This is a genomic window from Photobacterium japonica, assembly GCF_050337005.1.
Taxonomy (GTDB): Bacteria; Pseudomonadota; Gammaproteobacteria; order Enterobacterales; family Vibrionaceae; genus Photobacterium; species Photobacterium japonica.
On sequence record NZ_JAKJSN010000033.1, the window covers coordinates 39288 to 63044 of the forward strand.

Genomic DNA, 23757 nt, shown 5'->3' on the forward strand with positions numbered 1-23757 from the left:
TCGTCTATATATTAAAACGATGAGGCCGCTTGGGTATAACTGCTAACCAGCTAGAGGTAAATCGTGTTTCCGATACTTTTGTTACTTTTTATTGCCGTGCCGATTATCGAGATCGCCCTGTTTATTCAGGTAGGGGGATTTTTAGGGCTATGGCCGACTGTCGGGCTGGTCTTGCTCACCGCCTTTGTGGGTGCCAGTTTGGTGCGTAGCCAAGGGATTGCCACGTTACTGTCTGTGCAGAGCCGTTTGCAGCAGGGGGAATTACCGGCCCAGCAGATCGTCGAAGGCCTGATGCTGGCGGTGTCGGGGGTGTTGCTGTTAACACCGGGCTTCATGACCGATGTGATGGGATTGACTGTCTTGTTACCTGCGCCGCGTGCATGGCTGGCGAAACAGCTAATGAGCCGCGTCAATGTGCAGGGCATGAACACCGGTGCCGGTTTTGGTGGGGGCTTTAGCAGCCACGACCCGTTCCAGTCACAGCAAGGTGATCCGTTCGAGCGCAACCCGTTCCAGCAAGACAGCCAGCAAGGCGATGTGTTTGATGGTGAGTTTGAACGTAAAGACGGGCATAAACCACGTAAAGATGATGATTCCCCGCGTTTGCCTTAAGGCTTGCGACCATACGGTTGACGCCGTTTATGACAATAAAAAAGACAGCCTAGGCTGTCTTTTTTGTTCATGCTGTTCACATGTTTTTTCGCAGTTTGAGTGCATAAAAGTAGGCAGCTAAGCCACTTATTATGTTGGCGAGGGCGATGCCAATGAACAGCCCTTCCGTGCCCCACCAATGACTCCCCAACCACGCTGCCGGCAGCAATAAGCCGAACAGGCGGATCACATTCCAGATCAGTGCATCAAGCGGACGGTGCAGGGCGTTCAGGGCGCTGATCAGCAACATACACACCGCTTGGAGGCCGTAACTGGCCGGCACCACCACCAAATAATGCCAGAGCTGCGATTGTACCGCGTGATCCTGACTGAACAGGGACGACAGCGGCCAGCTCAGCGGCACCATCATGATAAAAATCAGCAGTTGAAACAAAATGGCAAAGCGCATCGCGGTAAACAGCGCGCCAAACGCCCGTTCGGGTTTATCCGCCCCGAGGTTTTGCGCCATGAACGGCATCAGCGCAGAGCCTAAGGCTATCATCACTGTGACCAATATCGACTCGATCCGCATGGCCGCGCCGTAGGCCGCCACCGACGCCGTGCTTTGTGCGGCCAGCAAACTCATCAGTAGGGTACCGGATAGCGGGTTTAAGGCGTTAGACAGCCCTGCTGGGGTGCCGATGTGTAAGATTTGCTGCCAATCGTGCCATAACGTGCGGGGTTGGGGGCGTGCCAGCAGTTTTTCACGGCGAATAAGAATGTACAGCGAGCCTATCAAGGCAAAGGCCCAGCTGATCCCACTGGCAATCGCAGCGCCTTTTACGCCCAATGCAGGCACAGGGCCGGCACCGAAGATCAGTAAAGGATCCAGTACACCATTTATCGCCCCGGCAAGGATCATGATCTTGGCCGGGGTTTTGGCATCGCCCGTGGCACGAATAGCACTGTTACCTGCCATCGGGATCACCAGTAACGGGATGGCGAGATACCAGATCGACATGTAATCGTAAATGGTCGGCAGCAGGCTGGCTTTTGCCCCCATCAATGAAAACAACGGTTCAATGGTGTAAAAGCCGATAGTGGCGGCCACCATGACCATGACGACAGCCAATAATAAGCCGTGGGTCGTCAGCCGGGCAGCGCTGTGCGTGTCACCCGCCCCCAGTAAGCGGGCAATGCTGGTGGAGATCCCGACACTGATCCCCATGGTGATGCAGTTCAGGGCAAACGTAATGGGAAAGGTAAAGCTGACCGCGGCTAAGGCATCGGTGCCCAGCAGTGAAATAAAGAAGGTATCGACCAGATTGAACATCAAGATGGCCACCATGCCGAAAATCATCGGAATGGCCAGGCGTTGAAGCGCAGCTGGGATCGGATCAGACAATAGCCCGTGTTTATCGGGCGTGTTTGCTACAGCCATAATGATCTCGGGGTTGGAATGCTTGCCTACCCTAATGCAAAGAGTGTGATCGAGCAAAAATTCTGGCAGATATTTTAGAAAAAATTGCCCCCCAGCACTTGGGTTCTCAAAATTCGACCCAACATGTCTAGGTAACAGAAAAAGTAAGTCGCCAAAGGGCGCTTACCTTATTAATCGAATAGTTATTACCTAAATCAGGAGAGACGACCGATGAACATTCGTCCATTACATGACCGAGTTATCGTTGAACGCCAAGAAGTTGAATCTAAATCTGCTGGCGGCATCGTCCTAACTGGTTCAGCGGCAGAAAAATCGACGCGCGGTACCGTACTGGCAGTCGGCAAAGGCCGTATTCTTGAGAACGGCACAGTACAACCATTGGACGTTAAAGTGGGCGATACCGTGATCTTTGCTGAAGGCTACGGCACGAAGACTGAAAAAATTGATGGTAAAGACGTCCTGATCATGTCTGAAAATGACATCATGGCAATCGTTGAATAATCCGATCACCTCAAATTTAGAATTAAGAAAGGAAGACTGACATGGCTGCTAAAGACGTAAAGTTTGGTAACGATGCACGCATTAAGATGCTAGAAGGTGTAAACATTCTGGCTGACGCGGTAAAAGTAACATTGGGTCCTAAAGGCCGTAACGTTGTACTGGATAAATCATTCGGTGCACCTGTTATCACCAAAGATGGTGTGTCTGTTGCGCGTGAAATTGAACTGGAAGACAAATTCCAGAACATGGGCGCACAAATGGTGAAAGAAGTGGCTTCTCAGGCGAACGACGCCGCGGGTGACGGTACAACAACCGCAACCGTACTGGCACAAGCGATCATCGCTGAAGGCCTAAAAGCCGTTGCTGCGGGCATGAACCCAATGGATCTTAAGCGCGGTATCGACAAAGCGGTTGTTGCTGCGGTTGAAGAGCTAAAAAATCTGTCTGTACCGTGTGCTGACACCAAAGCGATTGCGCAAGTAGGTACGATTTCTGCTAACTCTGATGCAACCGTGGGTAACCTGATTGCAGAAGCAATGGAAAAAGTCGGCCGTGATGGCGTTATCACGGTAGAAGAAGGTCAAGCTCTGCAAGACGAGCTAGACGTGGTTGAAGGTATGCAGTTTGACCGCGGCTACCTATCCCCTTACTTCATCAACAATCAAGAAGCGGGCAGCGTTGATCTAGACAGCCCATTCATTCTGCTTGTTGACAAAAAAGTATCGAACATTCGTGAGCTACTGCCAGCCCTTGAAGGCGTAGCAAAAGCCTCTCGTCCACTGCTTATCATTGCAGAAGACGTAGAAGGCGAAGCCCTAGCAACGCTAGTGGTGAACAACATGCGTGGCATCGTGAAAGTGGCTGCTGTTAAAGCACCTGGTTTCGGTGACCGTCGTAAGGCGATGCTACAAGATATCGCAGTACTGACTTCTGGTACGGTGATTTCTGAAGAAATCGGTCTAGAGCTAGAAAAAGTGCAGCTAGAAGACCTAGGTCAAGCGAAGCGCATCACTATCACCAAAGAAACCACGACTATCATTGATGGTTCTGGTGAAGAGTCGATGATTTCAGGCCGTGTTGCTCAGATCCGTCAGCAAATTGAAGATGCGACGTCTGATTACGACAAAGAGAAACTACAAGAGCGCGTAGCGAAGCTGGCTGGCGGTGTTGCAGTGATCAAAGTTGGCGCCGCGACTGAAGTTGAAATGAAAGAGAAGAAAGACCGCGTTGAAGATGCCCTACATGCAACACGTGCAGCGGTAGAAGAAGGCGTGGTTGCCGGTGGTGGTGTAGCCCTTATCCGTGCAGCAGCGAAAGTGGCGGGCCTAACTGGCGATAACGAAGAGCAGAACGTGGGTATCCGCGTTGCACTTCGCGCGATGGAATCGCCAATTCGTCAAATCACCAAGAACGCAGGCGACGAAGAGTCGGTTGTGGCGAACAACGTACGTGCAGGCGAAGGTAACTATGGTTACAACGCGGCAACGGGCGAGTACGGTGATATGATCGAAATGGGTATCCTAGACCCAACGAAAGTAACGCGTTCAGCACTGCAGTTCGCAGCCTCTGTGGCTGGCCTAATGATCACCACTGAAGCGATGATCACTGACCGCCCAATGAAAGATGCACCAGCAATGCCTGACATGGGCGGTATGGGTGGCATGGGTGGTATGGGCGGCATGATGTAATGCTCCTGTCTCTTTGAGATAGACCCCTTTTGTTAAAAGCGGAGACCTCGGTCTCCGTTTTTTTATGCCTGTTATTTCCTCGAATACTTGTTATTCCTCTTCCTCAACAGACCTGTCCTCAAAGACGCGTCTTCTTATTTTGCTTCTTATTTTCCTGTGTGTGACAGCGCTGGGTCATTGGTCATAGTTCACGGGATAAAACCCTCAAAAAGCTGCACGCAATTTTATACCATATAAAACAATGGCTTACGCAGCATGGTTTGGTGGCTTGTCGACAGTACTTAGAATGAGCATTAAAAAGGTATGATTTTAAGTAAAAGGTGTACGCCTCTTGCGGCGATCTGCTTAGCATTATTCATACGGCACGATGATATTCATTTTGCATGAGACTAAAAGGATTGCCATAGGCTTTATGCGGCATTCAAGGTTCGTGCGATAAAACGCTCGAAAAGCTGTACGTGATTTTAATTCTTATAAAACAATGGTTTAGATCGGGTGTTTTTGTTGGCCTACAGGTGTTGTTTTGCGGTCAGCTTTTAGCTGTTAATCGCGATAAAAGCTGATCTTTCTGTGATAGCAGGATGATAAGCACACACTATATAGGGTGCCATGTAACCCTAGCAAAATGCTCAGAAAGCTGTACGTATTTTTATTTCTTTAAAAACAATTACTTAGTGGCTATTTGTTGTGGTTGAAATGATACGCCAAAAGCGTACAGGTAAAAGGTGTTAATGCTTTATTTTGTTGTACCTTGTGTAAGAGGAAGAATAAAAGGAGAGATAAGAGGAAGCGATGCTCGCCCCCATCATGCACTGAAGAGAAATAAGTACATGCATGAGGGCGAAGGGAAGCCGATGCTGGAGGCTTGCGCTGAGGCGTTATTGCTCGGTGTTAGCCGATGACACGGCGTTTTTTTTCTGATGACGCTGACGGCGATCAGACAAGTGCGCATGCACCCCGTGACGTAAAAAGCGCACACTGTTTTCCAGTTTATCGACCCCGAACAAAATCAGGACGATCAAGCCCGTGACCAGCATCGCGCTTTGTCCGTATCCCAAGCCGATGGTGATCCCCAGCGCGGCGAGCATCCACACTACGGCAGCAGAGGTCACGCCGTGGATTTGCCCGTCACGGGTCATCATCACCCCTGCACCAAGGAAGCCAATACCGGTGATCACCTGTGCCATCACGCGAGAAATATCCGCATTGTTGGCCGACAGGGTTTCGCCCAGCGTGATGAAGAAATAGGTGCCGAGAATGATCAGCGTTGAAGTACGGATCCCCACGGGTTTACCGCGCAGTTGGCGTTCTAAACCAATGACGGCACCACAGACGGCACATTGTAAAATGGCCGGCCAAGTGAAAGGGGGGATGTCAGGCAGTATCACGTTGTTGTCCTTGATGTTATCGGTGTGGCGAAACGGAAAAAGCAGCCCGAGGGCTGCTTTTTAATGTGTCTTTCTACTGTGTATCAGTGCGACGCGTGGCTTGCGAAGGCTTATTGCTGATCGTTACGTCGACGGTGAGCAGGTTTGCCTGCATTTTTCTCGATGTACTCAACAATCATACCCGCAATGTCTTTGCCGGTTGCGCCTTCGATGCCTTCAAGACCCGGTGACGAGTTCACTTCCATCACCAATGGACCACGGTTAGAACGCAACAAGTCCACACCCGCTACGCTAAGGCCCATGGCCTTCGCTGCAGCAATCGCAGTTTTACGCTCTTCTGGCGTAATGCGGATCAGCGATGCGCTACCACCACGGTGCAGGTTAGAGCGGAATTCGCCTTCTGCGCCCTGGCGTTTCATTGCGGCAATCACTTTGTCGCCGATCACGAAGCAACGGATATCAGCACCGCCGGCTTCTTCAATGAATTCTTGGATCATGATGTTGGCCTTCAGGCCCATGAACGCTTCAATCACACTCTCTGCGGCTTTCTGGGTTTCAGCCAGTACAACGCCGATCCCTTGTGTGCCTTCCAGCAGTTTGATCACCAGTGGTGCACCGCCGACCATTTTGATCAGATCAGGCACATCATCCGGCTTGCTCGCAAAACCGGTAACCGGCATGCCAACGCCTTTGCGGCTTAGTAGCTGCAATGAACGTAGCTTGTCACGTGAACGCGTGATGGCAATCGACTGGTTGACCGAAAACACATCCATCATTTCAAACTGACGTAATACCGAACAGCCATAAAACGTAATATCAGCACCGATACGCGGAATAATGGCATCAAAATCCACTAAATCCTGACCTTCGAAATGAATCGATGGTTTGACGGAGTTGATATTCATGTAGCAACGCAGTGCGTTAATGATCACAGCCTCGTGGCCACGTTCTTCAATCGCTTCACGTAGACGACGGGTTGAGTATAGGTTTTCGTTCTGGGAGAGAATGCCAATTTTCATTGCGTTACTCTTTATAAGGATGTTTCAGTGAGACTGCATGCCGTGAAGTTTGGCTGCCTTCACTTATATAAGCAGAGTGGAGCGCGACTATGCGCTTCATTGGTCTAAAAAGCGAGTATTTGAAGCATGATCTTTTTTTATTGCTCTGATAAGAATATTTCATGCGTGGTAGGTAAACACGGAGTGCGTTTGAGTGGCCATGGGCCAAATGCTTGGCGTGAGCTTGCTTGTTAAAAAGCGTGAAAAGCTGTACGTTTATTTATGTGTTTAAAATCAATGCTTTATAAGGAAATTTCGTAAGGCTAACTGCGGTGCTAGAAGTGTTCGGCTTTTTGCTGTTTTTCGTGTGTAAAGCTGATCTTTTTTCTGTTGATGCGATCGATTGATAACAGATAAGTACAAGGTAAGAAAGGAAAAGATACTGATGAGCGAATAAGGGAAAAAGCTCAAAAAGCTGTACGAAAATAAATCCTTTAAAAACAGTTACTTATGTTTGTTGTTGTTGCGGTTGGATTAAAGGTGTATTTCGAGCAGGAAAACGGTGAACTTTTGTTTTAAAGCTGTACCTTTTACTAAGTGCCCGACCTGAATGATGCCTGAGAAGGCGTGTGAATAACACGCCTGACTGGCCGAAAGGGGGGGGCTTACTCGAGGTGTAGATCTAAGGGGGTTTTACTGCTGCGGCCGCCGATTTCTCGGGTTAAGCGAGGCACCAGATAACCAGAGACATTGTCCATTAAGCCCGCCATTAATTGGCGAGCTGTGGTGTCATCGACCATGAAATGGGCCGCGCCTTGTACGCGGTCGAGCACGTGCAGGTAATACGGCAAAATGCCCGCTTTGAATAAGCTTTCACTGAGTGCAATCAACGCGGGAACGTTGTCATTCACGCCTTTTAGCAACACGCCTTGGTTGAGCAGGGTGACATTGGCCTGTTTCAGGCGCAGCATGGCACTGCGTAGGGTGTCATCAATCTCATTGGCATGGTTGATATGGGTCACCAAGACTGTGCTCAGGCGGCTCTCTTGCAGCAACTGACACAAGGTATCCGTAATGCGGTTAGGCATCACCACGGGCAGGCGTGAGTGAATACGTAAGCGCGTAACGTGCGGAATGGCGGCAATGCCTTCCAGTAACCATGCCAGCTCGCTGTCTTTGGCCATGAGTGGATCCCCCCCAGACAGGATCACTTCATTGACCTGTGGCTGGCTGGCGATGTAATCGAGCGCCAACTGCCAGTTGCGTTTGCCGCCTTGGTTGTCCTGATAGGGGAAATGGCGGCGGAAACAATAGCGGCAATTCACCGCACAGCCGCCTTTGACGATCATTAACACGCGGTTACGGTATTTATGCAGCAGCCCCGGGATCGCATTGTCTTGTTCGTCGAGTGGGTCCTGTGAATAGCCGTCATGCACCTCAAACTCTTCCGCCAACGGCAGCACTTGTCGCAGTAACGGATCGTGAGGGTTGCCAAGTTCCATTCTTTCGACAAAGCTCTTAGGCACACGCAGCGCAAATAATTTGCGAGCCGCCAACCCTTGTTCCCACGGGGCAGGGTCAATTTGCAGGGTTTTCAGGAGCAGGAGCGGATCAGATATCGCATTCGCAAGCTCATTAAGCCAGTTTTGCTCAACAGTTGGTGCGTTTCGGGTTATGATGTGCGGCATTAAATACAACTCGAAGATGTTAAGAGGATAAGAATGGCGTCTTTCAGCACCAATGAATTCCGCGGCGGAATGAAAATTATGCTAGATAATGAACCGTGTGTCATTCTAGAAAATGAATTTGTAAAACCAGGCAAAGGCCAGGCATTCAACCGCGTTCGCATCCGTAAGCTGCTTTCTGGCAAGGTTCTTGAGAAGACTTTCAAATCGGGCGAGTCCGTTGAAGCTGCTGACGTAATTGATACTGAGCTGGATTACTTGTACAGCGACGGTGAATTCTTCCACTTCATGAACAACGAAACCTTCGAGCAAATCGCCGCTGACGTTAAAGCAGCCGGTGATAACGCGAAGTGGTTGGTTGAGAACAACACGTGCACATTGACACTGTGGAACGGCAACCCGATTGCTATCACACCACAGAATTTCGTTGAGCTAGAAGTGATTGAAACCGATCCAGGCTTGAAAGGTGATACACAAGGCACAGGTGGTAAGCCTGCGACACTGTCTACCGGTGCGGTAGTGCGTGTTCCTTTGTTCATCTCAATCGGCGAAGTGATCAAAGTTGATACACGTTCTGCTGAATATGTTGGCCGCGTTAAGTAAGTTAACGTTGCTGATAAAAAAAGGTCGCTAAGGCGGCCTTTTTTATTGCCTGCTTTTTATTTTTCATCGGTTTTGACTGCTTCAGTCTTTCGTCTTCTGTTCTTCTCTCGCGCTTACATGGCCGTTTCAAGCGGTTTATCGAGTGAGGCGACACTTTCCCTGTCTCTTGGGCAAACGCTCTGAAAATCCCGCTGAGGATCTTTTATCCTACCTGTTGGTTGTTGTGATTAACAAAGGTGAGAATATGGATATGAAGCCTGAAGTACAAACGACGCTGAAACGGCGTGTGTCGCTGCCTTTGGTTGGCGGGATCTTGGGATTGGCTGCTATCGGGGGATTGATCAATCAGTCTATTTTAATGACCGATGCGGGTTACACCTATGTGCATCAGAATAATGTGACTGGTGATTTGGATGTGTTTAATCAGCCGGGGATCCATTTTCGGATGCCGTTTTTATCAAAAATCACCCAGTATGATCAGGTGATCACCGTTTCTTACGGCAATACCACGGGAGAAGATTTCTACCAGCGTCTGCCTGCGATTCAGGTGCGTTTTGCCGATACGTATATCGGTGAGATCCCGGTGACCTTCCGATTCAAACTGTCGCTTAACCCTGAATCTGTCATTAAGATGCATCGGGAGTTTCGTAACAATAACAATTTGATTGATGCGTTGTTGGTGAAAAATGCCCGCAACGTGACGGTGATTACCGCTACCCAATACACCGGGGAGGAATTTTTCCAAGGCGGCCTGAACCAGTTTAAATCCAAGTTGGGCGATCAGCTGCGTGATGGGATCTACATGACGGAACGCCGTCAGGTGGAAGTGGAGCAAATCGATTTAGCGCCGGTGGGGGTGAATCAATCCAATTCTAACCAGCTACAGCGCACCCAGCAGCTCGTGTGGAAGACGGTGCCGGTGTTGGATGCCAACAGCAAGCCAATCCGTCAGGATAACCCGCTGAGCCAGTATGGCATTGCGGTGACGCAGGTCACGATTGGGGATCCGCAACCGGAAGAGCAGTTGGATAAACTACTGACCGATAAAAAGCGGTTAGTGGCGGATCGCATTCGCGCGATTCAGGAGCAAGAAACCTCCAAGGCACAGGCCGAAACCGAGCAGTTACGTAAGGAAATTCAGCGTACCCGTGAAGTGCAAGATGCCCAGCGTAATAAAGAGCTGGCGATTATCTCTCAGCAGAAAGAAGTCGAGATCGCCCGTCAGATCGCTGAGCGTGAAATCGTGGAAGTCGAGAAGACAAAGCGTCTGGCAGAAGTTGATAAAGAAAAAGAATTGGCGATAGCCCAAGCGAACTTGGCGATTCAGAAAGCTAATTCGTTATCGACGGAATATGAGGCGAAAGCCATTCTTGCTAAAGGGCGGGCAGAAGCCGAGATCCTCAAGGCGAAATACGATGCTTATGGGTCTAACCGCGATGTGTATCTGGCCGAGCTGAACCGTGATGTGTCGACGGCGTTATACAGCAACCTGAAAAACTACCAGATTGAAATGCCGAGGAACTACTTTGGTGGCAGTGAGGGGGGCAAGCTCACCACGAACCTCGATGTGATCACCGGGTTTGGTGCATTGGGCATTGTGGAAAAAAGTGAGAAGCTGGCTGCGAGTGAGTAAGTTCTCTGACGTGAATCTTGCCGTCTTTCTTGCAGAGATATAAGCATTAAAAACAGGCATAAAAAAAGCACCGCTCAGCGGTGCTTTTTCATTGGGGGAACAGGCGATTAGATCATGAAGACAAAGATCACAGCCAGTGCAGACACAAGGAAGGCCGCCGCGTAACACGCGATTTTGCCCACTGTACCGGTGTGGAACTTCAGATCATGCATACCGTGGTGTAGACGGTGCATCGCATGCCACATTGGCAATGCCAATGTCGCGATAGTGAACAACGCACCGATCAGGCTGGTGACAAAACCAGACACGCGCTCATAGCTCATCGCATCAGCATCAAGCATGCCCAATGGCACCATGATACCCATGACTAGAACGGTCACAGGGGTTAGCATGGCAAACCATGTACCGCCTGCACCAAATAGGCCCCACCATACTGGTTCGTCGGAACGCTTAGGATTTAGATTGACCACAGTGCTCTCCTTAAACAAGTACGAGTACGAACAGTGAAATAGCGGCGACCGCTGCCCACTGAGCAAGAACGATGATTTTCTTATCTACCGCTTTGCCTTTCAGTTTGATCGGCATTACTTGCGGCATCATGCTGAAGAATGTCTGTGCGTGGAACAGGCTACCGGCCAACGCAAGAATATTCAGAATGATCACGACAGGGTTGGCCATAAATTCTAGCCAGCCCGCCCATGCTTCAGGGCCTTTCACTAAGCTGCCTAGACCGAAGGTCAAACAGATAGTGAAGAAAATCAATGGCAGTACAGTTGCTTCACGCACCATGTAGAAGCGGTAAAAAGGGTGATCTTTCCACCATGTGCGAGTCATTTCGCGAACGTAAGGTTTACGGTTGCTCATCCTTATGCCTCCTGAGGTTTCAGCATGGCAATAACGAAATCTTTAGACGATTCCACTTTGCCTTGGTTAACCGCTGCTGCAGGATCTACGCTCTTCGGACAAACTTCAGAACAGTAACCTACAAATGTACAGCCCCATGCACCGTTTTCACCGTTGATCAGCTTCATACGCTCATCAGCGCCGTTGTCACGGCTGTCTAGGTTGTAGCGGTGTGCCAGTGTCAGTGCAGCCGGACCGATGAACTCAGGGTTCAGGCCGAACTGTGGACACGCGGCGTAACACAGACCACAGTTGATACAACCAGCGAACTGCTTGTATTTGGCCATCTGTGCTGGCGTTTGGTTGTTTGGACCGTCTTCAGGCTTACGATCGTTACCGATGATGTACGGCTTGATCGCTTCTAGGCGCTCGATGAACGGTGTCATGTCGACGATCAAGTCTTTCTCGATAGCAAAGTTAGACAGTGCTTCGATTTTCAGACCGTTCGGGTATTCACGTAGGAAGGTCTTACACGCCAATTTAGGCACGTTATTGACCATCATGCCGCACGAACCACAAATCGCCATACGGCAAGACCAGCGGTACGCCAAATCTTTATCTAGGTTATCTTTGATGTAACCCAAAGCATCAAGCACAGACATGGTGTCGTTGAACGGCACTTCAAACAGCTCAAAGTACGGTTCTGCGTCTTTGGCTGGGTCATAACGCATGATCTCTACTTTTTGAATGCGATTGTCCGCCATTATGCCTGCTCCTCTTGTTGCTTTTGTTCAGCAGCTTCTTTCGCAGCCGCTTCTTCAGCTGCCGCACCGTATAGACGGGCTTTAGGCTGAGATTTCGTGATGGTCACATCGCTGTATTCGATGCGTGGTGCGTTATCACCGTCGTAGAAGGCTAACGTGTGCTTCAGGAAGTTCACGTCATCACGCTCTGTGCAGCCATCGTCCAAACGCTGGTGTGCACCACGTGACTCGCGGCGATTGATGGCTGAGTGCGCCATGGCTTCTGCGACTTCTAGGCCGTAACCGATTTCGATGGCGTAAAGTAGGTCAGTGTTGAACACTTTACCTTTGTCTTTGATGCTGATGTTTTTGAAACGCTTACGCAGTTCAGCCAGCTTCTCAACCGTTGCTTCCATCAAATCTTGTTGACGGTAGATACCACAACCGGCTTCCATGGAGTGGCCCATTTCAGTACGGATATCAGACCAGTTTTCATCGCCTTCTTGTGCCAATAGAGCATCAATGCGCGCTTGAACGGCTTGGATTTGTGTGGCGATAGCCTCGTCATTCCAGCCTTGGAATGCTTCAGCACGTTTCGCCGCGCCTTCACCGGCCAAACGACCGAAGACCACAAGCTCAGCCAAGGAGTTTGAACCCAGACGGTTTGCACCGTGCAGGCCAACAGACGAACATTCACCCACAGCGAACAGACCCTTGATGCGGGTTTCGTTGCGGTTGTCTGTTTCGATACCGCCCATGGTGTAGTGCACGGTTGGACGAATTGGAATTGGCTCTTCTGCCGGATCCACGTTCACGTACGCTTTTGCTAGCTCACAGATGAACGGTAGACGCTCGTGCAGGTATTCTTTACCTAGGTGGCGCAAGTCAAGGTGAACCACATCGCCCAATGGGTGCTTGATGGTGTTGCCTTTTTGCTGCTCGTGCCAGAAGGCTTGAGAAACTTTGTCACGTGGACCCAGTTCCATGTATTTGTTCTTTGGCTGGCCGATTGGTGTTTCTGGGCCCATGCCGTAGTCTTGCAGGTAACGGTAACCATTTTTGTTCAGCATGATACCGCCCTCACCACGACAACCTTCGGTCATCAGGATACCGGTGCCAGGTAGGCCCGTTGGGTGGTACTGAACAAATTCCATGTCACGCAGTGGTACGCCGTGGCGGAACGCCATTGCCATACCGTCGCCGGTTACGATACCGCCGTTGGTGTTACAGTTGTACACACGGCCTGCACCGCCCGTTGCTAGCACAACAGACTTGGCTTTAATACAAACCAACTCACCTTCAGACATGTGGATAGCCACAAGACCTTGTACTTCGCCGTTGTCTACGATCAGGTCTACCACGAAGTATTCGTCGAAGCGCTTGATTTGATCGTATTTGATCGAGGTTTGGAACAGGGTGTGTAGCATGTGGAAGCCGGTTTTGTCGGCAGCGAACCACGTACGCTCCACTTTCATCCCGCCGAAACGACGCACGTTCACGTCACCGTTTTCTTTACGGCTCCATGGACAGCCCCACTGTTCTAGTTGGGTCATTTCACGCGTGGCGTTTTCTACGAAATACTCGACAACGTCCTGCTCACATAGCCAGTCACCACCGCCAACGGTATCGTTGAAGTGGTTATCTAAGCTATCTTCATCCTTGATGACAGCGGCGGAACCACCCTCTGCTGCCACAGTGTGTGAACGCATTGGGTATACTTTAGAAATCAGTGCGATTTCCAAGTCTGGGTTTGCTTCTGCAGCCGCAATAGCAGTACGCAGGCCGGCACCGCCAGCGCCGATTACAGCGATATCTGTGGTAATAGTCTTCACAGCTATCCTCCGAAGGTAAGACGATAAAATTTAAAAAAGCACGCCGCAGCGTACTTATCCTTGAAATCCTGAGGGGTATTTTATGCAACTGGCCCGTGAGAAAATATGATTTAGACGCGGCTTTTTTAATGAAATAGCCCGAAAGTGTAAGGTTATTACAAGAAGTGTGATTATTATCACAAGTTGGTGTGTTTTCTGTGTGTTAACCGATCGAAATAAAATGTTTTATTTGTTTCTGGCTCATTAACGGCGTGTTTCTGGTTTTGTTTCTAACTGCTTAATAAAAAAAAGATTATTGATCGTGAAGTCCATGTAAATGTGATTTTTTGTGGTGGTTGTTTGAGTGTTGTAATTGTCGCGTTAATTTTGCGTGCGTTTTTGGCGGTTGCTTTGCGCGTTTTTTGCAGGATAAATGATCATTTATTTTCATAATTATTCATACCAATAAGGGCGAGCCGAGAGGCCTGTGGTGAGAGGGGGAAGATCCTGGCTGAGAGGCTGTGAGCTGGGGGGAAGTTTGCTAGAATGGCAGCAGATATTGCACATAACATGAAAGATAAATCGCGTGATGACAACTCAGTGGCAACCAACAGCAAACATGGCTCAGCTTAAGCAGCGGGCAGCAACCCTTGGCGCAATTCGACGCTTCTTTGCTGAACGTGAGGTAATGGAAGTGGACACGCCGGCGATGAGTCAGGCGACGGTCACCGATATTCACCTGCATACCTTCCAAACCCAGTTTGTCGGCCCCGGTTTTGTCCATGGCCAGACCCTGTATTTGATGACCAGTCCCGAATTTCACATGAAGCGCCTGTTAGCGGCGGGCAGCGGGCCTATTTACCAGATCTGTAAATCCTTCCGTAACGAGGAATCGGGACGTTATCACAACCCAGAATTCACCATGCTGGAATGGTACCGCCCAGGGTTTGATCATCATGCCTTGATGGATGAGATGGATGCCTTATTACAGCTGGTATTGGGGACGGGTGCTGCAGAGCGTATGACGTATCAACAGGCGTTCCTGAGCGTACTTGGCGTGTGCCCATTAGAAGGGTCGATGGATGCGTTGAAGCGAGTGGCTGGTACGTTAGGGCTGTCAGATATCGCGGATCCGGAAGAAGACCGCGATACGTTATTACAGTTGTTGTTTAGCATCGGTGTTGAGGCGAAGATCGGTCAACAGGTACCGGCTTTTGTATATGATTTCCCTGCCTCTCAGGCGGCATTGGCACGCATTAACCCACAAGACAGCCGCGTGGCAGAACGTTTTGAGGTGTATTTCAAAGGGATTGAACTGGCTAACGGCTTTAACGAGTTGTCTGACGGCGATGAACAATTACGCCGTTTTGAAGCGGATAACCGTAAGCGTGAGAGCATGGGGTTAGCCCCACAACCGATTGATTACCACTTGGTTGAGGCGTTACGTGCTGGTTTCCCAGAGTGTGCAGGCGTGGCGTTGGGGATTGATCGTTTGATCATGCTGGCGCAAGAATGGGATCATATTGATCAAGTGACGGCCTTTCCGATCGAGATTGCATAACGGGATCGCCATGACGATCTTGATGTTAAAAAAGCGCGGCCAGAGGCCGCGCTTTTTTTATACCGATGAGAGGCGTGCCAATCATGCGTCTCTCACCGGTTGGCCCAATACAGGGACTGAACAGCGGCCATGCTGGGGGAACAGCGAGTTTTCATCCATTGCAGACAATCAACAGGTTAGGATTCCAAGGTCGTTTATCGCAACAGGTCAAAGGATAATCAAAGTAATAGGTTAATGCAAATGATTATCAAATGTAATTTATTCTCATCTGTTTCAGTGCCACTCTTTTCTCTTTTATTTTCGTCCCTTTTTACTCTTCTTCCCCTTTGTTATACCGACGGGATCCCGCGGGACGATCGTGGCTGGATCTATTCCAGCACGACACGTGCATTGAGCGGCTGTAGTGGACGTGCATTGTTGCCCATCACCTTATGCAGCGTATCCGTTTGGGCTTTTGTGGCGGCTTGGGTTTCTTGCATCACGTACCAGCGTACCCCTTCGCTACACGGCGGTGTCGTTAATGAGCCGTTGAAGCGGTAGTAATCCCGCTCACGCGGCAAGAGGTCAGCCGGATTAAACGGCGTGGCCAGTGCGGCGGTCTGATCCGTTTGTGGGATGGTCGCCAGCAGAGCGGTAAACGCTTCGTTGCCGCGCGGTCCGGTGTCAAACATGGCCCCAATCACCGCCAGTTGTCCTTGGCTGTTAGCGTGCACGAAATGCACTTCCAGTGGGTACTGCTTACCGTCAATGTAGTTTTCTGACGGGGTATGGAAGTGGAATTGTTTGAGGGCAAAAGTCTCGTTATCCACCGTGAGGGTATTGTTACCGCTGACGTTGGCCTGAATGGTATGGCCGTTGTTGACTACGCCCGTCACCGTGCCTTGGTAATCCAACGTTAATGGTGCGATATCGGCGTCGATGGGGTTGCGAATATCAATCGGCGTCTGGTTGACCCCTTGGCCACAGGTCGTGTAGGTCTCACCCCAGTGCTCAGCCCCGTGTTTGCCTTCATAGCTCCACTCGGCCGCCTGTGCTGCGCTTACGCTACAAGCCAGCAGAGCCAGCGCGAATGCCTGTCGTGTTTTATTCGCCATCGTTGTTCTCCTCTCGATTATGGGTGGTTGCTCGTGGATGGGATCGGATTGGTGGGATGGATACGCTGGGTATAGCGCCAATGAGAACAAGAGGATATCGCGTTTAGGGGGCGGGAGTGGGACACAGGAGAGCAGATCGAACGGTGACTCGCACTGTTGTGAGGGGTGTAAAAGGCGATGCATGATTTTTTGTGAGAGAGATAAAAAAAACAACCACCGAAGTGGCTGTTAGTCAGTGCAAAGTCGACATGCGTTAGATGGTAAAGCGGGAGACATCTTCACGCATACTGTTGGCGGCGTGGTACATATCACGGGCGCTTTGAGTCGCTTCGTCCGTTTGCAGCGCCAGATGATCCGACACGTCTTTGATCGCCTGCGTGTTACGGCTGATGTCTTCACTCACCGCACGCTGCTCTTCGGCGGCGCTGGCGATTTGTGTCGCCATGTCAGAAATGTCAGTGATTGCGGTGGTGATATGGAGCAGGCGCTCACTCGCCGCTTCCGCAAAGCCCACGCTTTGATCGGCCAAACCGGTGCTGGCTTGCATGCTATCCACCGCCTGACGGGTATTTTGCTGCAACGTATCAATCATGCCACGGATCTCTTCGGTGGAGTCATGGGTACGCTGGCTCAGTACGCGTACTTCATCGGCGACCACGGCAAAGCCGCGGCCTTGCTCGCCCGCACGGGCCGCTTCAATCGCCGCATTCAGTGCCAGAAGATTCGTCTGCTCGGCAATGCCCTGAATGGTCGAGAGAATGTGGTTGATGTTCTGGGCGTTGCTTTCCAACTCGTGGATCACGGAGGCGGCATCTTGCACTTGGTGCGCCAGCTGGGTGATGGCTTCACGGTTTTGACCAATCACTTCCTGCCCTTCGGCGCATGCCGTGGTGGAGGCATAGGCCGCAGACGCGGTCATTTCAGCGTGGCTGGCCACTTCGGCAGAGGTCGCTGACATTTCATGGATCGCGGCAGCGATTTGATTGATGTCGTTTTGTTGCTCACTCACCTTTTGTGTCGACAGTTCGGTCTGCTGGGCTGACATCTCGGCTTGCTCACCCAAGGTATGGGATTGCGCCACAATGCCTTTGATCATGCTTTGTAGCTGGGCCAAGAAGCGGTTCATGTGATCCGCTAATTCACCGATCTCATCCATGCGCTCCACGTCGATACGCTGGGTCAAATCGCCACTGCCTTGCGCCAGTTGGGCTACCGATTCGCTCAAACGGGTCAGAGGGCGCAGTAAGCTGTTGATGATGAGGCTCGCCATCACAGAGATCACAAGATATAGCGCGATCGAGGCCAACAGTACAAAACGGATTTGTTCGCCAATGGAGGCATAGGCCAAAGCCTTATCTTCCACCAAACCCAGCGTCCAATCGGTACCGGCGATCGGGGTCGCGTAGATCAGTTTTTCCTGTCCGTCGCTGTCGAGGACAAAGGTGTTGATGGCTTGATTGTTTTCCATCTGCTTTAGCAGGCTGGCCGTCAACTCACGGTCGAGCGCGGTCAGTGGTTTCTGGGTCAGTGATTCATCGCGATAAGCCACGATTTTATTATTCCCGTCCACCAAAAAGGCAAAACCGGCATTGTCTAATTTCAGGTTCAATACCTGCTCAATGATGTCAGTGATGGTTAAATCCGCCGCCAGCACCCCTTGATACTGCCCTTGGAATGCTTTCGCTACACTCACCACCATGCTGCCATCAAAATCTTGATACGGTTCGGTCAAGATCAGTGAGCCCTGACGCATCGCATCTTGATACCACGGGCGGGTACGAGGGTCGTAATCGGCAGGCCAATCTTCATTTTTATCACCGAAGGCAATCGTACCGTTGTTGTAGCCCGCGTACACCGACAGGAACTGACCGGCGTTTTTGGTCAGCAACAGTTCGCGATCCACATTGTCTTGTTGGGCGATCACATTTTGGTTTGCCAGCAACATATCACTGCGAATGCTGAGCCAATCACTGATATTACGGCTGGTGGCTTGGCCCATGTTGTGCATTTGGCTGCTGACTTCATGGGTGGTTTCCTCCGTCAAGCGAGTGATGGACACCCAGGCTTGCACGGCACTGACGGTCGCAATGATCACGCCAATGGCGATCTGAATTTTAAGTTTTATGGTTAACGTCATGTTGTCTCTCTTGGATCACGGCACTTTAGGGGAAGGCGTCATCCGGCAGGATGGAATGGCTGGTGCGATAAATATGCTGAACCAGTATATTTTTCTATCGGCCGTTGCAAAAAATTCCTTAGCAATAGTTAATTCGATGCAGGGCATTTTTCTCTGATGAGACAAAGAGGCGTTCAGCGATGGCCTTGAAAAGGCGTAATGGAAAGGTGTGATGAAAAAGGGGGAAAAGCCAAGCGGAGAACCCGCGGAGAAAAAGACAGGTTGTGAGCGAAAAAAACGGGCTGCGCACTGTCAGCCCGTTACCTGCTCGTTACGTTATTTGCCCGTAGATGGGAAAACGGGGTGGTTGGGTGTTCGTTAGGCTTATGTCAGTAACATGGCAGCCAGATAAACTACGCTGAGGCCGACTACCCCAATGATCACCCCGGTTTTGGCCATGTCTTTACTTTCAATCAAGCCGGTGGAGTAGGCCAGCGAGTTGGGTGGTGTGGATACTGGCAAAATCATACCCAGTGACGCCGAGAAGGCGACCACCACCAATACCCCTTGTAACCCTCCGATGGAGGCCAAGCTCTCCATAGAGGCAGCCACCGCAGCGGCAATCGGCATTAACAAGTTCGCAGTGGCGGTATTGGACATGAAGTTCGCCATGACCCAACAAATCATCGACAGGGTGAGCACCACGGCGACCGGTGACAGGCTGTCGTAGTCGACGGAGTGTGCCAAGGCTGCCGCTAACCCCGTTTTATCGAGGGCCAACCCGATGGCGATCCCCCCGGCAACCAGCCAAAGCACATCCCAGTTGATTAACTTGAGTTCTTCTTTGCCCATGATCCCCGTTAAGGTAAACACCGCCAACGGAATAATAGACACCACATAGGTGTTCATCCCGTGCAGTGAGGTGGTCATCCACATCAAAATGGTGGTGGCAAAGGTGACGTAAACCACAATGGCCTGCCAGCTTTTTTGGAATTTCCCTTCCAGTTTTAATGTCATGTGGCTTTGGCTGGAGGGAAACAGTTTTTGCAGCAACCACCACGCGAACGCGAGTTGGAATATAACGAAGGGAAGCCCCATCATCATCCAGCCGAGGAAGCTAATGGTGTTGTCGCCGGTTAAATATTGCAGTGCAATGGCGTTCGGTGGTGTCCCGATGGGCGTCGCGATGCCCCCGGTGTTGGCCGCGATAGGTACACACAGCACCAAAGCTTTGATCCCGATATCGCCTTTAGGGACCGAGGCCACAATCGGGGCTAACAGGGCCAGCATCATCACGGTGGTGGCGGTATTGGACATAAACATTGAGAACACGGCGGTGATCAGCATCAGGCCGAGCATGATGAATTTAGGTTGGCTACCGAAGGGTTTGAGCAAGACGCGGGCGAGGTTGTTATCCAGTTCGTATTTTGAGGCCGCGATGGCGAGGGCAAAGCCCCCCATGAACAGGATAATAATGGGCGAGGAGAAGGCGCCAAAGATATCCGTGTACTTGAGCACTTCGCCCATATCGTGGCCCGGCGGCGGGGTCCGAAACAGGTGGAGCCCTTTGTCGGAGATCATGATCAACTCTAGGGCAATGATCAAGATCGAGGTGGCAAAGACGGGGACCGGTTCGAGGACCCAGAGCAGGGCGGCAAGGGCAAAGATAGCCAGCAGTCGGTGTTGAGTTAAGGTTAAATCGTCAATGGGAATCGCATCAATCGGCAGGGCTAAGATGCCGAGCGGGATCCCAAACGCGATCAGCAGTTTGAGTAGCTGAGAGAGTGATATTTTTTTCATAGTATGTAGGGTTACTTCAATGATTGGACTGAAGCCAGCATACTCTGAGGGTGGTTAATATTTCTTCGATGTGGTCAATATTTCCAATGAAAAAAGGGCGCCGAAGCGCCCTTTTTGTTTAAAAGTGTTAACTACTTACGCTTCTGATGGCGCTGAGGTTGACGGGGTGCTGCCAGCCTTTTGTGCGTAGGCGGAACCCATTAACGTTGGTTGACCCGGTACCAAGCCATCGACAAAGTGAATCGCGTCTTTGGCAAACAGGTTGATCACGGTTGAACCCAGTTTAAAGCGACCCATTTCTTCCCCTTTTTTCAGCACAATGGCTTGTTCGCCGTCGGCAGGGTAGTCCCAGTTGTGTACACGAGGACTGCGCGGTGGAGTAATGGTGCCTGCCCATACCGTTTCAATGCTGCCGACAATGGTCGCGCCAACCAGCACTTGTGCCATTGGGCCGTAAGCGGTGTCAAAAATACACACCACACGCTCGTTACGGGCAAACAGGTTAGGGACATTTTGCGCGGTCAGTGGATTCACGGAGAATAACTCGCCCGGTACGTAAATCATCTGACGCAGGGTACCGTCACATGGCATGTGTACGCGGTGGTAGTCTTTCGGCGACAAGTACAGCGTCGCGAAATGCCCTTCGTTAAATTCAGCGGCCAGATCGGCATCGCCACCCAGTAGTTCAACCGCTTCATAGGTGTGGCCTTTGGCTTGGATCAATTCACCGTGGGTGATTGGCCCCAGTTGGCTCACACAGGCATCAGCGGGATGACACAGCGTGTCAGCGTCTTCGTTGATCGGACGTGCGCCATCTTTGAGTTCACGGACAAAAAAGTCGTTGAAGGTGGCGTACGCCGCTGGATCCGGGTTACGTGCTTCATTCATATCGATGCCGTACTGGCGGATGAACCAACGGATCACTGCTGTCGTTAGTTTACCGGCTTTCCAAGAAGCCAATTTACCGGCCACTTGGGTCAGTGTTTGTTTTGGCGCGCAGTATTGCATGCCGATTTTGAAATTATTGTGCACAGTATCGTTTCCAGAAACTATCAGTCTATCAACAAGATTCATTCATTGCGTTAACGCTTCATCATACCGAAGTTGATGGGGAAAGTCAGCGTATCATCACACGCTTGCGCTTGCCGCCATCAAGGCGGCAGGACGCCAGTGATTAATCCGGTTTATTGCGTGAAAACTGGCGGTTAGCAATATTTTCCGACATGCTTTCAATGATGCGATGGTAACTATCGTAGCGCTCTTTGCTGATTTTCCCTTCTTCCATGGCTTCACGGATAATACAACCAGGATCATTCCCGTGCTTACAATCGCGGAATTTACATCCACCTAAGTAATCACGAAATTCAACAAATGCGTTAGTCACTTGCTCTGCTTCAAGGTGCCACAAACCAAATTCACGCACCCCTGGTGAGTCAATCAGATCGCCGCCACCTGGGAAGTGGTACAAACGTGCTGCCGTGGTCGTATGTTGACCCAGTCCCGAGTTTTCAGAGACGTCGCCAATTTCAGCGTCCACTTCTGGCATCAAGGTGTTTACCATACTGGATTTACCCACACCTGATTGGCCGGCAAAAATGCTGATGTGATCTTTTAAATCATCTTTCAGCACATCCATGCCTTCACCCGTATCCGAGCTGACGTAGCGAACCTGATAACCGATGTCGTTATACAAGGTTAAGGTTTTTTCTACGTGGACACGGGTTTCGGCATCAAGCAGGTCGATCTTGTTAAGTACGATCAACGGTTGAATACCGACGGTTTCAGCGGCAATCAAGTAGCGGTCAATGATGTTCAGGGAGAGCTCAGGCAATACCGCAGATACAATGATGATCTGGTTAACGTTGGCTGCCACGGCTTTCACGCCATCATAATAGTCTGGGCGTGTCAGCATGGACTCTCGTTCATGGACTGCCTCGACAACCCCTGAGATGCCATGCAAGGACTCAACACCTGGTCGCCACACGACGCGGTCACCAGAGACGAGGCTCTGGATGCTTCGGCGAAGGTTACAGCGATGAATAACCCCAGTGTCTGGGTCTTCAACATCGGCATGCTGGCCGAAGCGGGTGATCACGAGGCCTTCACGGGCAGATTCTAGTGAGGATTCATCCCACTGGACGTCTTTTTTCTCACGCTGAAGACGTTTATCTTGGTTAGAGCGTACGCGACGGCTCTGACCTTGGGTAAGCTTTTTCTTTTTGGCCACAAGGATATCGTTTAGTTAAGTTGGCTTACGGTAAAATACCTGCGCTAACCGGTCGGTGATATGACAGGTGATCAGCATCAGACATTAGCGGCGTTTGGTATTATCATACATGGTTTACTCATAGAATAGGCAATATCCGATGACGATCAGCGATAAGAACCTTATCTGGATTGATTTAGAAATGACCGGGTTGGATCCAGAAACCCACCAAATTATTGAAATAGCCACGATCGTAACGGATCCTGAGCTGAACATTTTAGCGGAAGGGCCGGTATTGGCCATTCATCAGCCTGAAGCCGAATTGGCAAAAATGGATGATTGGTGCACCAATACCCATACCAATAGTGGCTTGGTGGAGCGTGTTCGCCAAAGTCAGGTCGATGAAGCCGAGGCGGTCCGTCAGACCATTGCCTTCTTGGCGCAATGGGTACCGAAAGGGGCATCGCCAATTTGTGGTAACAGTATTGGTCAGGATCGCCGCTTCTTGTATAAGCATATGCCAGAGCTGGAACAATATTTCCATTACCGTTATTTAGATGTCAGTACGTTAAAAGAACTGACTCGCCGTTGGAAACCAGAGGTCCTTGAGGGGCTACATAAGAAAGGCAGTCATTTGGCGCTTGATGATATTCGTGATTCAATCAGTGAATTACGCTACTATCGTGAACAAATCTTCAAGATTTGACGATTAAATAGACGGTTGCGATGCGCTGTGCAGATTTTTCTTTAGAGAGTGTTGCATCCGTCGATTTTCCTCGTATAATGCGCAGCCTCGAAAGGCAATTATTACATTGTTTTGCTTTTCGAAAATCGGACGCGGGGTGGAGCAGTATGGTAGCTCGTCGGGCTCATAACCCGAAGGTCGTTGGTTCAAATCCGGCCCCCGCAACCACGCGACACTAGCTCAGTTGGTAGAGCGCAACCTTGCCAAGGTTGAGGTCACGAGTTCGAACCTCGTGTGTCGCTCCAATTTCRTTTATTGCTTAGGCGATAGATGAGATAGTTCTCACGGTACTTTAACGGTGACACAATAT

At 50.5% G+C, this 23757-nt stretch carries 20 protein-coding genes and 2 tRNA genes; 9 read left to right on the top strand and 13 right to left on the bottom strand.

Annotated features, from left to right (window positions below; all coding sequences use genetic code 11):
- Positions 1–63: 63 nt before the first annotated feature.
- Positions 64–612, top strand: a complete 549-nt coding sequence (locus L4C36_RS14035; RefSeq protein ID WP_428478424.1) for an FxsA family protein — start codon at positions 64–66, stop codon at positions 610–612.
- Positions 613–688: 76 nt separating this feature from the next.
- Here the strand turns inward: L4C36_RS14035 and L4C36_RS14040 are convergent, their stop codons facing one another.
- A complete protein-coding gene (locus tag L4C36_RS14040) occupies positions 689–2032 on the bottom strand; it encodes an MATE family efflux transporter (protein ID WP_428478425.1) in 1344 nt (447 codons plus the stop codon).
- Positions 2033–2242: 210 nt separating this feature from the next.
- On the opposite strand from L4C36_RS14040, the gene L4C36_RS14045 reads away from it, so the two are divergent.
- Together L4C36_RS14045 and groL are read left to right on the top strand one after the other, a co-directional pair.
- Positions 2243–2533 (top strand): co-chaperone GroES, encoded by a 291-nt coding sequence (locus L4C36_RS14045; RefSeq protein WP_428478426.1) that lies wholly within the window; start codon positions 2243–2245, stop codon positions 2531–2533.
- Positions 2534–2574: 41 nt separating this feature from the next.
- The gene (gene groL, locus L4C36_RS14050) at positions 2575–4221 is read left to right on the top strand and encodes a chaperonin GroEL (RefSeq protein ID WP_428478427.1); all 1647 of its coding nucleotides are present in this window, start codon (positions 2575–2577) and stop codon (positions 4219–4221) included.
- Positions 4222–5099: 878 nt separating this feature from the next.
- Here the strand turns inward: groL and L4C36_RS14055 are convergent.
- From L4C36_RS14055 to epmB, 3 genes are all read right to left on the bottom strand, one after another.
- Complete coding sequence (locus tag L4C36_RS14055) at positions 5100–5606, bottom strand: MgtC/SapB family protein (protein WP_428478443.1); 507 nt, start codon at positions 5604–5606, stop codon at positions 5100–5102.
- 113 nt (positions 5607–5719) lie between these two features.
- The gene (rimK, locus tag L4C36_RS14060) at positions 5720–6628 is read right to left on the bottom strand and encodes a 30S ribosomal protein S6--L-glutamate ligase (RefSeq protein WP_428478428.1); all 909 of its coding nucleotides are present in this window, start codon (positions 6626–6628) and stop codon (positions 5720–5722) included.
- Positions 6629–7272: 644 nt separating this feature from the next.
- On the bottom strand, positions 7273–8295 hold the full coding sequence (epmB, locus tag L4C36_RS14065) for an EF-P beta-lysylation protein EpmB (protein WP_428478429.1): 1023 nt from the start codon (positions 8293–8295) through the stop codon (positions 7273–7275).
- 33 nt (positions 8296–8328) lie between these two features.
- Between epmB and efp the strand changes: the two genes are divergently transcribed.
- Positions 8329–8895: an elongation factor P gene (gene efp, locus L4C36_RS14070; RefSeq protein WP_428478430.1), complete on the top strand. Its 567-nt coding sequence runs from the start codon at positions 8329–8331 to the stop codon at positions 8893–8895.
- 244 nt (positions 8896–9139) lie between these two features.
- Positions 9140–10528, top strand: a complete 1389-nt coding sequence (locus L4C36_RS14075; RefSeq protein WP_428478431.1) for an SPFH domain-containing protein — start codon at positions 9140–9142, stop codon at positions 10526–10528.
- Between the two features lie 107 nt (positions 10529–10635).
- Here the strand turns inward: L4C36_RS14075 and frdD are convergent, their stop codons facing one another.
- The 4 genes from frdD to frdA are packed head-to-tail and all read right to left on the bottom strand — an operon-like array spanning position 10636 to position 13946.
- Positions 10636–10998, bottom strand: coding sequence for a fumarate reductase subunit FrdD (gene frdD, locus L4C36_RS14080; RefSeq protein ID WP_428478432.1), 363 nt, complete (start codon positions 10996–10998; stop codon positions 10636–10638).
- A gap of 10 nt (positions 10999–11008) precedes the next feature.
- On the bottom strand, positions 11009–11392 hold the full coding sequence (gene frdC, locus L4C36_RS14085) for a fumarate reductase subunit FrdC (protein WP_047874550.1): 384 nt from the start codon (positions 11390–11392) through the stop codon (positions 11009–11011).
- Between the two features lie 2 nt (positions 11393–11394).
- Positions 11395–12135: a succinate dehydrogenase/fumarate reductase iron-sulfur subunit gene (locus L4C36_RS14090; protein WP_428478433.1), complete on the bottom strand. Its 741-nt coding sequence runs from the start codon at positions 12133–12135 to the stop codon at positions 11395–11397.
- Positions 12135–13946 carry a fumarate reductase (quinol) flavoprotein subunit gene (gene frdA, locus L4C36_RS14095; protein WP_428478434.1) on the bottom strand — a complete coding sequence of 604 codons (1812 nt, stop codon included), beginning with the start codon at positions 13944–13946 and terminating at the stop codon, positions 12135–12137. Before frdA ends, L4C36_RS14090 begins: the two co-directional genes overlap by 1 nt.
- 568 nt (positions 13947–14514) lie before the next feature.
- Here frdA and epmA point away from each other — a divergent pair.
- The gene (epmA, locus tag L4C36_RS14100) at positions 14515–15486 is read left to right on the top strand and encodes an elongation factor P--(R)-beta-lysine ligase (RefSeq protein WP_428478444.1); all 972 of its coding nucleotides are present in this window, start codon (positions 14515–14517) and stop codon (positions 15484–15486) included.
- 368 nt (positions 15487–15854) lie between these two features.
- Here epmA and L4C36_RS14105 read toward each other — a convergent pair whose 3' ends face one another.
- The 5 genes from L4C36_RS14105 to rsgA form a co-directional block, all read right to left on the bottom strand.
- Positions 15855–16580 (bottom strand): carbonic anhydrase, encoded by a 726-nt coding sequence (locus L4C36_RS14105; RefSeq protein WP_428478435.1) that lies wholly within the window; start codon positions 16578–16580, stop codon positions 15855–15857.
- Positions 16581–16833: 253 nt separating this feature from the next.
- Positions 16834–18717, bottom strand: coding sequence for a methyl-accepting chemotaxis protein (locus L4C36_RS14110; protein ID WP_428478436.1), 1884 nt, complete (start codon positions 18715–18717; stop codon positions 16834–16836).
- Between the two features lie 363 nt (positions 18718–19080).
- Positions 19081–20496 carry an SLC13 family permease gene (locus L4C36_RS14115; RefSeq protein WP_428478437.1) on the bottom strand — a complete coding sequence of 472 codons (1416 nt, stop codon included), beginning with the start codon at positions 20494–20496 and terminating at the stop codon, positions 19081–19083.
- Between the two features lie 135 nt (positions 20497–20631).
- Positions 20632–21528: an archaetidylserine decarboxylase gene (asd, locus tag L4C36_RS14120; protein ID WP_428478438.1), complete on the bottom strand. Its 897-nt coding sequence runs from the start codon at positions 21526–21528 to the stop codon at positions 20632–20634.
- 142 nt (positions 21529–21670) lie between these two features.
- A complete protein-coding gene (gene rsgA / locus L4C36_RS14125; protein WP_428478439.1) occupies positions 21671–22723 on the bottom strand; it encodes a small ribosomal subunit biogenesis GTPase RsgA in 1053 nt (350 codons plus the stop codon).
- Between the two features lie 139 nt (positions 22724–22862).
- On the opposite strand from rsgA, the gene orn reads away from it, so the two are divergent.
- The 3 genes from orn (at position 22863) to L4C36_RS14140 (ending at position 23692) form a co-directional block, all read left to right on the top strand.
- Positions 22863–23408 carry an oligoribonuclease gene (gene orn / locus L4C36_RS14130; protein ID WP_428478440.1) on the top strand — a complete coding sequence of 182 codons (546 nt, stop codon included), beginning with the start codon at positions 22863–22865 and terminating at the stop codon, positions 23406–23408.
- 130 nt (positions 23409–23538) lie between these two features.
- A tRNA-Met gene (locus L4C36_RS14135) sits at positions 23539–23615 on the top strand.
- Position 23616: 1 nt separating this feature from the next.
- Positions 23617–23692: transfer RNA gene (locus L4C36_RS14140), tRNA-Gly, on the top strand.
- Positions 23693–23757: the final 65 nt, after the last annotated feature.

Excerpts from the sequence above, each read along its gene's own strand:
- orn (WP_428478440.1), top strand. The coding sequence starts at position 22,863 with ATGACGATCAGCGATAAGAACCTTATCTGGATTGATTTAGAAATGACC.
- rimK (WP_428478428.1), bottom strand. The coding sequence starts at position 6,628 with ATGAAAATTGGCATTCTCTCCCAGAACGAAAACCTATACTCAACCCGT.
- L4C36_RS14105 (WP_428478435.1), bottom strand. The coding sequence starts at position 16,580 with ATGGCGAATAAAACACGACAGGCATTCGCGCTGGCTCTGCTGGCTTGT.
- L4C36_RS14115 (WP_428478437.1), bottom strand. The coding sequence starts at position 20,496 with ATGAAAAAAATATCACTCTCTCAGCTACTCAAACTGCTGATCGCGTTT.
- epmA (WP_428478444.1), top strand. The coding sequence starts at position 14,515 with ATGACAACTCAGTGGCAACCAACAGCAAACATGGCTCAGCTTAAGCAG.
- groL (WP_428478427.1), top strand. The coding sequence starts at position 2,575 with ATGGCTGCTAAAGACGTAAAGTTTGGTAACGATGCACGCATTAAGATG.
- frdC (WP_047874550.1), bottom strand. The coding sequence starts at position 11,392 with ATGAGCAACCGTAAACCTTACGTTCGCGAAATGACTCGCACATGGTGG.
- efp (WP_428478430.1), top strand. The coding sequence starts at position 8,329 with ATGGCGTCTTTCAGCACCAATGAATTCCGCGGCGGAATGAAAATTATG.
- L4C36_RS14090 (WP_428478433.1), bottom strand. The coding sequence starts at position 12,135 with ATGGCGGACAATCGCATTCAAAAAGTAGAGATCATGCGTTATGACCCA.
- L4C36_RS14045 (WP_428478426.1), top strand. The coding sequence starts at position 2,243 with ATGAACATTCGTCCATTACATGACCGAGTTATCGTTGAACGCCAAGAA.
- epmB (WP_428478429.1), bottom strand. The coding sequence starts at position 8,295 with ATGCCGCACATCATAACCCGAAACGCACCAACTGTTGAGCAAAACTGG.
- L4C36_RS14075 (WP_428478431.1), top strand. The coding sequence starts at position 9,140 with ATGGATATGAAGCCTGAAGTACAAACGACGCTGAAACGGCGTGTGTCG.
- L4C36_RS14040 (WP_428478425.1), bottom strand. The coding sequence starts at position 2,032 with ATGGCTGTAGCAAACACGCCCGATAAACACGGGCTATTGTCTGATCCG.
- L4C36_RS14110 (WP_428478436.1), bottom strand. The coding sequence starts at position 18,717 with ATGACGTTAACCATAAAACTTAAAATTCAGATCGCCATTGGCGTGATC.